At 70.7% G+C, this 10,018-nt stretch carries 9 protein-coding genes; 2 read left to right on the plus strand and 7 right to left on the minus strand.

Features of this window, described 5'->3' with window-relative positions:
* Positions 1-53 precede the first annotated feature (53 nt).
* A complete protein-coding gene (locus ACFUN8_RS35510; RefSeq protein WP_383647059.1) occupies positions 54-1,175 on the minus strand; it encodes an aminoglycoside phosphotransferase family protein in 1,122 nt (373 codons plus the stop codon).
* Between the two features lie 232 nt (positions 1,176-1,407).
* Here ACFUN8_RS35510 and ACFUN8_RS35515 point away from each other — a divergent pair, with 232 nt between their 5' ends.
* Positions 1,408-2,898: a hypothetical protein gene (locus ACFUN8_RS35515; protein WP_383647061.1), complete on the plus strand. Its 1,491-nt coding sequence runs from the start codon at positions 1,408-1,410 to the stop codon at positions 2,896-2,898.
* Positions 2,899-2,987: 89 nt separating this feature from the next.
* Here ACFUN8_RS35515 and ACFUN8_RS35520 read toward each other — a convergent pair whose 3' ends face one another.
* From ACFUN8_RS35520 to ACFUN8_RS35545, 6 genes are all read right to left on the minus strand, one after another.
* Positions 2,988-4,421: a PP2C family protein-serine/threonine phosphatase gene (locus ACFUN8_RS35520; protein ID WP_383647063.1), complete on the minus strand. Its 1,434-nt coding sequence runs from the start codon at positions 4,419-4,421 to the stop codon at positions 2,988-2,990.
* 189 nt (positions 4,422-4,610) lie between these two features.
* A complete protein-coding gene (locus ACFUN8_RS35525) occupies positions 4,611-5,132 on the minus strand; it encodes an SRPBCC family protein (protein WP_383647066.1) in 522 nt (173 codons plus the stop codon).
* Between the two features lie 113 nt (positions 5,133-5,245).
* Positions 5,246-5,842 (minus strand): TetR/AcrR family transcriptional regulator, encoded by a 597-nt coding sequence (locus tag ACFUN8_RS35530; protein ID WP_383647067.1) that lies wholly within the window; start codon positions 5,840-5,842, stop codon positions 5,246-5,248.
* A complete protein-coding gene (locus tag ACFUN8_RS35535) occupies positions 5,839-6,201 on the minus strand; it encodes a DUF1304 domain-containing protein (protein WP_383647070.1) in 363 nt (120 codons plus the stop codon). Before ACFUN8_RS35535 ends, ACFUN8_RS35530 begins: the two co-directional genes overlap by 4 nt.
* A gap of 85 nt (positions 6,202-6,286) precedes the next feature.
* Positions 6,287-7,696, minus strand: a complete 1,410-nt coding sequence (gene glsA / locus ACFUN8_RS35540) for a glutaminase A (protein WP_383647072.1) — start codon at positions 7,694-7,696, stop codon at positions 6,287-6,289.
* A gap of 187 nt (positions 7,697-7,883) precedes the next feature.
* Positions 7,884-8,723, minus strand: a complete 840-nt coding sequence (locus tag ACFUN8_RS35545) for an endonuclease I family protein (RefSeq protein WP_383647074.1) — start codon at positions 8,721-8,723, stop codon at positions 7,884-7,886.
* Positions 8,724-9,062: 339 nt separating this feature from the next.
* On the opposite strand from ACFUN8_RS35545, the gene ACFUN8_RS35550 reads away from it, so the two are divergent.
* A complete protein-coding gene (locus tag ACFUN8_RS35550; RefSeq protein ID WP_383647077.1) occupies positions 9,063-9,962 on the plus strand; it encodes a family 16 glycosylhydrolase in 900 nt (299 codons plus the stop codon).
* Positions 9,963-10,018 lie beyond the last annotated feature (56 nt).

Consider the following 10,018-nt stretch of genomic DNA (forward strand, 5'->3'; position numbering starts at 1 on the left):
GTGTGTCGGCACCGGGCGCACGACGCGCCGCTCTCCCCGGTCGTACCCACCGGTCAGCGGGTGCCGACCGCCGCGCGCACGGCCCGGCGGGCCATGGCGCAGTCCTCGTGCAGCCGCCGCAGCAGCAGCCGCTGCTCCTCGCCGCTCGGCGCCCCCGGCTGAGGCTGGTTCGCCCCGCCGACCGGAGGCGCCTCACGCATGGTGCGCTGCACCTGCGTCTCGTACTTACGGATCTCCGCCGTCAGCACCAGCATCAGATTGACCAGGAAGGCGTCCCGGTCCGCCGTGCCCGTGATCTGCGCGAGCTTGCTGATCTGCTGGCGCGCCAGTGTGTTGTTGCCGAGCACCATCCACAGCGTCGCCAGGTCGTACCCGGGCAGATACCAGCCCGCGTGCTCCCAGTCGAGGAGCACCGCCCCGGCGGGCGACAGCAGCATGTTGGAGAGCAGCGCGTCACCGTGGCAGAACTGCCGCATGCCCGGCCGCCCGAGACCACGCATCAGCTTCTGCAGATCCCCCAGATCCCGGTCCGTGAAGAGCCCCAGCTCGTGATAGCGGGTGATCCGCCGCGCGTAGTCCAGACCGGGACCGAACATGTCGCCCGGCGGACGCCAGGTATTGAGCCGGGTCACGGCGCCCAGCACCGTCCGTACGTCGGCGCGCGGCGGGGCCTCGACCGGATGGCGCGACAGGGCCGCGGCGCGTCCGGGCATCCGCTCCACGACCAGCGTGCAGTTGTCGGGATCGGCGGCGATCAGCCGGGGCACCCGCACCGGCGGCCGGTGGCGCACGAACGAGCGATATGTGGCTATCTCGTGCCGGAAGCTCTCGGCCCACGCGGGTGACTGATCCAGTAGACACTTGGCCACCGCGGTCGTCCGCCCCGTCGTCCCGACCAGCAGCACCGAGCGGCCGCTGCGCCGCAGCACCTGCACGGGGTTGAACTCCGGACAGATCCGGTGCACCGAGGCGATGGCCATCTTCAACTGCGTGCCCTGGGGGCCCGACAGGTCGAGCCGGCCGCCGAGCGGCCCGTTGGCCGTCCCCGCCCAGCGCCTGGCCCGGCCGGCGTGGGTGGGGTCGAGATACGGTCCACCGCCGACCGCGGGTGGCCGCTGCTGCCGGGGCGGGGCGGTCACGGAGGACGATGCTGTGTACGACGACGCTGTGTACATGGGCGAACGGATCCCTTCGTGTACCGACGAATTACCCGCGCCGCCCGTCCCGGCGGTCGTTCCACACCCTGGGGAATGTGGTCGGACTGCCGGGCCGGGGTGGCGCGTTCCTACACGACACCCCGCCACGGGTGGCACACCATGTGGCGCACCCTGGCGAAGCCTGGCGAATAGTCGCCAGGCATCTGACAGAGGGTTACTGTCAACTCAGCCGAGAACCTGGGGGCTTGACGTGACCGGAGAACCCAACGCCCGCCTGTCGGACCTGTTCGGCCTCGCCGGCTGGTCCAAGGGCGAACTCGCGCGGCTGGTGAACAGACAGGCGGCGGCCATGGGCCATCCGCAGCTGGCCACCGACACCTCGCGGGTCAGACGCTGGATCGACATGGGGGAGATCCCGCGCGATCCGGTACCGAGGGTGATGGCGTCTCTGTTCACCGAGCGGCTCGGCCGTGTCGTGACCATCGAGGACCTCGGGTTCGTACGACACGGACGCGCGGGGAGACGACGGGACGCCGGGAGCGCATCGAATCCTGACGGCCTGCCTTGGGCGCCCGACCGGACGGCTGCGGTCCTCACCGAATTCACGGGAATGGACCTCATGCTCAACCGACGCGGCTTGGTGGGCGCGAGCGCCGTGCTCACCGCAGGCACCGCACTCAGCAGTTCCATGTACGACTGGCTGCACTCCGACCCCGCACTGTCAGCCGACGCTCCCCGGAGCGCCGAATCCCTGCACGCCGACCCCGCCGGGTACGACCGCTACGAGGCCGCCCCCATCGGGGCGCAGGAGATCGACGCGCTGGAGCACTCCGTCGACGTGTTCCGGGCCTGGGACGCCTCCCGGGGAGGCGGCCTCCAGCGCAAGGCGGTGGTGGGCCAGCTCAACGAGGTGGGCGGCATGCTCTCGTACCGCCATCCTCCCCATCTCCAGCGGCGCCTGTGGGGCGTCGCTGCCAACCTGGCGGTCCTCGCCGGCTGGATGTCGCACGACGTCGGCCTCGAACCCACCGCCCAGAAGTACTTCGTCATCGCCACCCACGCGGCGCGCGAGGGCGGCGACCGTCCGCGCGCGGGCGAGGCGCTCTCCAGGGCGGCGCGCCAGATGGTTCATCTGGGGCGGCCGGACGAGGCGCTGGACCTGATGAAGCTGGCCAACTCCGGCTCCGGGGACGAGGTGCTGCCCCGTACCCGGGCGATGCTCCGCACGATCGAGGCCTGGGCACAGGCGTCGATGGGGCGCGGCCAGGCCATGCGCCGGACCCTGGGCGAGGCGGAGGAACTCTTCGTCTCGGACAAGGGCGACGTGCCACCGCCGAGTTGGATGCAGATGTTCGACGAGGCGGATCTGCACGGCATGGAGGCGCTGGCGTACCGTACGCTCGCCGATCACGATCCCTCGGCGGCGGCCATAGCTCAACGGCATGCCAAGCGGGCGATCGAGCTGCGGCAGAACGGCCGTCAGCGGTCGATGATCTTCGACTACCTCTCACTGGCCTCGGCCTGCTTCATCGCGGACGATCCCGAACAGGCCGACCGCTACGCGCGGTTGGCGTTGGTGTCGATGGGGGAGACCTCGTCGCACCGCACCTGGGACCGGCTGCGGGAGATGTACCGGCTGACCGGCCAGTACGCGGCGCACGCCACGATCCAGGATCTGCGCAGGGAGATCGACGCGGTCCTGCCGAACCCGACGAAGAAGCCGAGGAGTTCGACGGTCTAATTCCCAGGACGGTCCAGTTCCCAGGATCCAGTCATGTCAGGAATCCGGTCGGGCACGCGGTCCGGGATCCCGTACGTCGAAGAGGGCCGTCAGGGGTCCTCGGGGGCGGTCCACTCCGCCGGGCCGATCCTGGCCACCAGTACACAGGCGTCGTCCTCGCGTCCGGTCTCACCGAACTCCTCGACGACCGTCCTGACACAGTCCTGCGCGTCACGTGCCCCGGTCAGGCGGGGTGCGAGCGCCAGAAGCCGGTCCACCCCGGTCCGGTCGGTCAGCCTGCCGGTGTGCAGCACCAGCAGATCACCGGGCAGCAACTGGATCTCGGCCTGTTCGTACGCGGCACCCGATGTCGCGCCGAGCAGAACGCCGTCCAGCGGAGTCAGCGCGCGCCCCGTCCCGTCGCGGAACAGCAGCGGGGCGGGGTGCCCCGCCTGTGCCCAGACGAGGGTGCGGGTCTCGGCGCGGTAGCGGCAGCAGACGGCGCTGCCGAGCGCGGGTTGCTCGGCGGTGTCGAGCAACTGGTTGAGATGGCCCATCAACGCGCCGGGCTGGACGCCCGCCACCGCCATACCGCGCAGGGCGCCGAGGAGCATCGCCATCGTGGAGGCGGCCGTCACGCCGTGGCCGGTGAGATCGCCGACCGTCAACAGGGTGTTCCCGTCGGGGAGTTTGAGCGCGTCGAACCAGTCGCCGCCGACGAGTCCGCCGCCCGTGGGCGGCAGATAGTGGCCGGCGAGATCCAGGGTGCCCGGCCGGCTCTGCGGGGAGTGGAGCGTCCCGCGCCACGACGGCAGCACGGCGTCCTGCAGCTCCGCCACGATGCGCTGTTCGGCCCTGGCGGTCCGCTCGCTGCGCCGGAGCGTGTCACCGGACTCGTCGACGGCGCGCCGGCTGCGGCGTAACTCGCTGACGTCCCGCAGCACCGCCCACATGGAGGCGGCGCACCCGTCGGGGTCGAGCACGGGCTCGCCCATCATGTGCAGGGTGCGGACGCGCCGGTCGGTCCTGACGATGCGGAACTCGCTGTCGATGGGTTTGCCGTCGACGAGACACTCGGTCACCAGCGTCTGGAGCAGGCTCTGGTCCTCGGCGACCATCACCGACGGCAGTTCGTCCAGGGTCATCGGGCCCTTCTCGGGCGGACGGCCGAAGATCTCGTACAGCTCCGGCGACCAGGTGACCTCGTCGGTGAGGAGATTCCACTCGGCGCTGCCGACCCGGCTCAGCAGCGAACCGGTCTCGTCAGCGGCTTCCGCCACCGCGGCCGTCGACTCGGTGTCGTCGCCGGGGAGTCCGTTCTTGAGCTGTCCCAAGTGGGCGCCGAGATCGTCGAGTTGATGAACCGCCAGGTCGCAGAGGGCGCGCTGCCAGCGCCTTCGCGTGTCGTGCTCGTCGGCGACCGCGTCCCTGCGCACGGCGTCCACGTCGCCGCGCAGCCTGCGGGTGCGCGTGATGAGGGACTCCACCACGCCCCGCTCCGGTGGCTGCGGGGCGGGACGGTCCGCGAACAGAGGGGACGGCATCTCGAACTCCGATACAGGCGTGGCCCTGCCAGGTCTGAAGGGTGGACTGTTACGACTGTTGCACAGGCTGCTATGGGCCGTAAGGCATTCGGCAACACTCGATCCGGTGGTGCATATGGCATATGCCACAGGCGGGGAAAGTGACCTACCGTCACGGGTGAGCAGCCACCGGCGGGTTGACGCGGTCCGTCAGCCCGTCGTGGCGGGGCCCTCGACCGCCCGCTTGAGGTTGCTCAGCGTCCGGTGGATGTTCCTGGCCTGGAAATCGGCGAAGGTGTGACCGCCCGTCGCGAGCCGGTCGAAGCCGTTCGCGACGGCGTCGGGCCACGAACGCCGGTCGTCCGTCCAGGTCTCCGTCACGCGCGTGCCGCCGTCGACCGCCTCCAGACGGTACTCCCAGGTGGCGATCGGACCGCGCAGCCGCGGGGTGCGGGGCCCGATCGCGTGGACACGGAACGCGAACCGCTCGCCCGCGTCGGCTGCCGTCACCGTGCAGCGCGTCGTCCAGCGCATCGGGCCACGCTTGTTGTGACCGTCGAAGACCATCCCCACGTGCGTGTCCCGGGCTTCACCGGCCGCGCCACGGACCGTCGCCCCGAGATTCTCCGGACTCCACCGGCCCATCAGCGCGGGCCGGCTGATCTGCTCGTACATGACCCCGGGGGAGGCGGCGACGACGACGCTGTCGGACACGGTGAACGTACGCGGCATGGGGGCTCCGATCCTGTGCTCCGGACCCTGGCGGGCCTGCCCGGTCCGGACCTCCGACTCTAGGCCGTGTCCTCCGGGCGAGGTCCTGGGCCCCGGCGCCCGCCCCGGCGCGCTCAGCCGGTGGGGGCGCGGTGGAGGACCATCAGCAGTCGCCACACGTGCCCGGCGACCGCCTCCGGCCGCGCGTCGATCAGGCCGTGCAGCCAGTCCCCGAGGACGCCGGCGAAGGACGCCGCGATCGCCGAGTCGATCAACTCGGACCCGGGCAGGCCCGCCAGGGCGCGTTCCGTACGACTGCGCTCCCGCAGCTCTCGGTGGAGCAACTCGCCCAGCGGGCCGCTGCCACCCGGCCGCAGCAGCGTGCGGTACAGATCGGCGTGCGGTACGAGACCGGTGAAGAAGGCCGTCAGAGCGGGTGGCGGGGACGCCGGGTCCGGCAGCCCGCGCCAGGCGTGCAACGCGTCCACCGCCTCCCGGACGACCGTGGCGCACGCGTCGACGGCGAGTGCCTGGAGGTCCGCGTAGTGCAGATAGAACGTGGCCCGGCCGACCCCCGCCCTGCGCACCAGCGCGGCCACGCCCACCTGTTCGAGCGGGCGCTCCGCGCACTCGTCGAGAAGTGCCTGCCGCAGGGCGGCCCGCGTCCGGGCCGCCCTGGGGTCGGCCGGGGGCTCCGAGCCTGCCGCCCCGCCCGCTGTCCCGCCGGTCATCCCGCCGCCAGTACGACGGCCAGCGCGATCGCGCCCGGCAGCGCCTGGGCGAAGAGGATGCGGCGGTTCGCCGTGGCCGCGCCGTACACCCCGGCGACGATCACACAGCTCAGGAAGAAGATCTGCGCGCGGTACCCGGTCGGGTCGCCCGCGATCAGGCCCCAGACCAGGCCGGCCGCCAGAAACCCGTTGTAGAGCCCCTGGTTGGCGGCCAGGGCCGCGGTGGCGCGGGCCAACTCGGCGTCGAAGCCGGACAGTCTGCGGCCGGGGCCGCGCTCCCAGAGGAACATCTCAAGCACCATGAAGAAGACGTGGAAGGCGGCCACGAGGGCGACCAGGATCTGTGCGGCGGTACTCACGGAGACTTCCTCGGGGAGTTGGGTTCTGGACTGGTGTCTGTGAACTATAGACACCTGTCCAGAAGCTGCGCCACCCAGGGGCCCGTCACTCGCGGTCCGAACCGCCCTGCCCCTTCTGCCGGTTGATGCCCGCCGAGAGCAGCGCGTCCTCGCACCGGGCCACCGCCGACTGGCGGGACGGCACCTGCCGCCACGCGCCCTCCCCGTCCGACCCCGAGCCCTCGTCGGCGTGCGGCGCCAGATCGCCGACCACCGTCACCTGGTGCCCGCGCGCCGCCAGCCGGCTCAGCGCCTCCCGCAGCATGACCTCGGCGAACGGTCTGACCTCCGCCACCTCCTCCAGATCGAGCACCACCCAGCCGGGCTCCTCGGGGACGACGGTGCCCAGTTCGTGCAGCAGCCGTTCGACCTCCGTGAAGTCGAGGATCCCCTGCGCGGCGACGATCGCCACGTTGTCACCCGCCTGCTCGATGACCTCGCGTTCCGCCTCGCTGCGCGGCCGGTCCGACGGCGCGGTCCGCGCGGTCTCCGCCAGCATCACGGTCGGCGCCGTCCGCGAGGACCGGCGCATCAGATGGAGACCGAACCGGGCCGACAACTCGCGCAGCACGGCCACGCCGCGTACCGGATTGCCCAGGGCGTCCAGCGGCGGACTGTGCACCGCCATGCCGAACCGCGCCGGACTGGCGGCGATCAGCCCGCCCGACACACCGCTCTTCGCGGGCAGTCCGACCCGCAGCAGCCAGTCGCCCGACGCGTTGTACATCCCGCACGAGGCCATGACCGCGAGCACCTGCACGGCCACCGGCTCGGGCACCACCGTCTCGCCGGTCGAGGGATTGACGCCGCCGTTGGCCAGCGTCGCGGCCATCACCGCCAGATCGACCGTCGTCACACGCACCGAGCACTGCCGGAAGTATGTCTCCACGCCGTTCGGGTCGCCGGGCAGCGACCCCGCGCCGCGCATCAGATACGACAGGGCCCGGTTGCGGTCGCCGGTCTCGGACTCCGACGCGCGGACCCGCTCGTCCACATCCAGCCGCCGCCCCGCGAACCGGCCGAGACAGTCGAGGATCCGCGCGAACCGCTCCTCCTCGTCCGCCCCCGGCACCAGCGCGGTCGTGACGATCGCCCCCGCGTTGATCATCGCGTTCGCCGGCCGCCCGGTGCCCGGCTCCAGGCTGATCGCGTTGTACGCCTCGCCGCTGGGCTCCGCGCCGACCCACCGGGTCACCTCGTCGAGCCCCAACTCGGCCAGGACCAGCGCGTACACGAACGGCTTGGACACCGACTGGAGGGTGAAGGGCGTGTCGACGCCGCCCGACCAGTAGTGGTTGCCGCCCATGCTGGTCAGCGCGATACCGAAGGTGCGCGGGTCGGCGGTGGCCAACTGCGGGATGTACGAGGCGACTTCGCCCTCGTCCAGGGTGGCGACCCGCCGCTGGAGCTCCACCAGCGCGTCGGTGATGACATCGGTGGCCGAGACGGGTGTCACGGACGACCTCCAGAGGGCTGGCTGCGGAGCGCGCCGGGGCAAGCCGAAGCCCCCGGGCGCGGACTGGATCATCCGCGCCCGGGGGCTCCGGCCAGCATTCCCCGATGGGGGCGCTTGGAGTTAACGCCCCACTCAAGCATTCGCGACGATCACGTCCGGGGAGGCCGCGCCGTGTCATCCACGGGTGTCACCAGATGGACTCGGCCCATTCGGGGTGGTCGATGAACGGGTTGCGGTTGTGCTGGAACTGGCTGTATATGACGTCGTTGCGGCGCTTCTCGAAGGCGTCCGGCGGGTCCTCGTCGTTCCACTGCTTCAGCACGGACAGCCGTCCCATCAGGGGGGCCGAGCCGTTGTTGACGCGGTCGTTCGGTTCGAGGTCGGCGAAGGAGTCGGTGCCCTCGTAGCGGACCGCCATGTAGAGGATCATGCGGGCGACATCGCCCTTGACCGCGTCGCGCGGCTCGTAGGAGTCGCTGTCGGTGAGGTTCCCGGGGGCGCCGCTGACCGGGCTGCCGCCGTTGTCGAAGTCCTTGTTGCCGCGGATGCCGTTGACCTGCACATCCTCCGGGCGCAGATGGTGGACGTCGGTGCCGGGGCCCTGCGACGTACCGAAGTCGCCGTGGGACTGGGCCCACACGTGCTCACGGTTCCAGTCGCCGACGGCCCCGCCGTTCTTCGTCTTCGCGCGCGAGATGCCGCTGTAGAGGAGGACCACGTTGGCGGAGTTGTTGGGGTCCTGGTCGGTGACCTTCAGCGCTTCCCAGACGCCGCTGTACGAGAGCTTCGTCTGGTTGCGGATGATGCCGTGCAGCGCGGTCTTGAGCGCGGGTCCGGTCTTGCCGAGAGCGCCCTGGTAGTAGGTGTCGTCCAGTGCGGCGGTTCCGGTCGAGGTGACGGCGGTGGTTCCCGACGAGGCCGCCGGGGGTGTGGCGGCCGGGGCGGCGGTCGCGCTGCCGGCGAGCACCGCGGCGGCGGCGCACAGGGCCAGCACCGGCCGCACGGCGGGAAGGTGACGACGAGACATATGGGGGGTGCCCTCTCGATCAGGAGATCACCGCGCGTAGATCCGACGGGTGGGGCTGCACGCACGGCGGTCAGGTCGATGTGACGTTTCCGCAGGAGCTTTCCACAGCGCCTGTGACGCTGGGGTGAATGCTCCGCGTCCATCATGTGCAGGTCAAGATACGGGCCCACGCCGGGAGTTGAGTGGGGGAAGACTGCTCCGCGCGTTCACATGGATGGGCCGAAAACACAGTGCTGATAATTTTGGTCCATACCAACTCCTTGACGGGCATCCCCTGGCTGCCTTAAATCAAGCATTGAAATAAGCGCGCGAGCGCTTCCCCTCCCAGCAGTACCTGTCATGCGCATGCCCCCCACGCAAAGCGATGTGATGACCGTGCATATGTCCTGGCGGCGCCGTACGGCGCTGTACGCCCTCGCACTTCTGTGCACCTCCGGAGCCGTGGCCGCCGTGCCCGCCGGAGCCTCCGCCGCATCGGACCCCCACTCCGCCGCGGCACCCACTGCCATCAAGTTCGAGGACAACTTCGACGGCCCGGCCGGAGCCGGCGTCGACGGGAACAAGTGGCAGATCGAGACCGGCGACAACGTCAACAACCACGAGCGGCAGTACTACACGTCCGGGAACAACAACGCCCAGCTCGACGGGCAGGGCAATCTCGTGATCACCGCCCGCAAGGAGAACCCGGGCAACTACCAGTGCTGGTACGGCACGTGTGAGTACACCTCGTCCCGGCTGAACACCTCCGGCAAGTTCGACTCCGCGTACGGCCGCGTCGAGGCCCGCATGAAGATCCCGCGCGGCCAGGGCATCTGGCCCGCGTTCTGGGCACTCGGCAGCGACATCGGCCAGGTCGGCTGGCCCAACAGCGGCGAGATCGACGTCATGGAGAACGTCGGCTTCGAGCCCAACACCGTGCACGGCACGCTGCACGGCCCCGGCTACTCGGGCTCCGGCGGCATCGGCGCCGGCTACAGCCTGCCGAACGGCGAGGCGTTCGCGGACAACTTCCACACCTTCGCGGTCGACTGGGCGCCGGACTCCATCAAGTGGTCGGTCGACGGCAACGTCTTCCAGACCCGTACGCCCGCCGATCTCGGCGGCAACCAGTGGGTGTTCAACAAGCCGTTCTTCCTGATCCTCAACCTCGCGGTCGGCGGCTACTGGCCCGGTGACCCCGACGGCAGCACTGTCTTCCCGCAGCAACTGGTCGTCGACTACGTACGCGTCAGCGACTAGTACCCCGTTTCTGTTCCTCGGGTGCCGGACGGGCAAGGGCCGGACAGGTCCCGGCC

Source organism: Streptomyces sp. NPDC057307 (genome assembly GCF_042667665.1).
Lineage (GTDB): Bacteria > Actinomycetota > Actinomycetes > Streptomycetales > Streptomycetaceae > Streptomyces.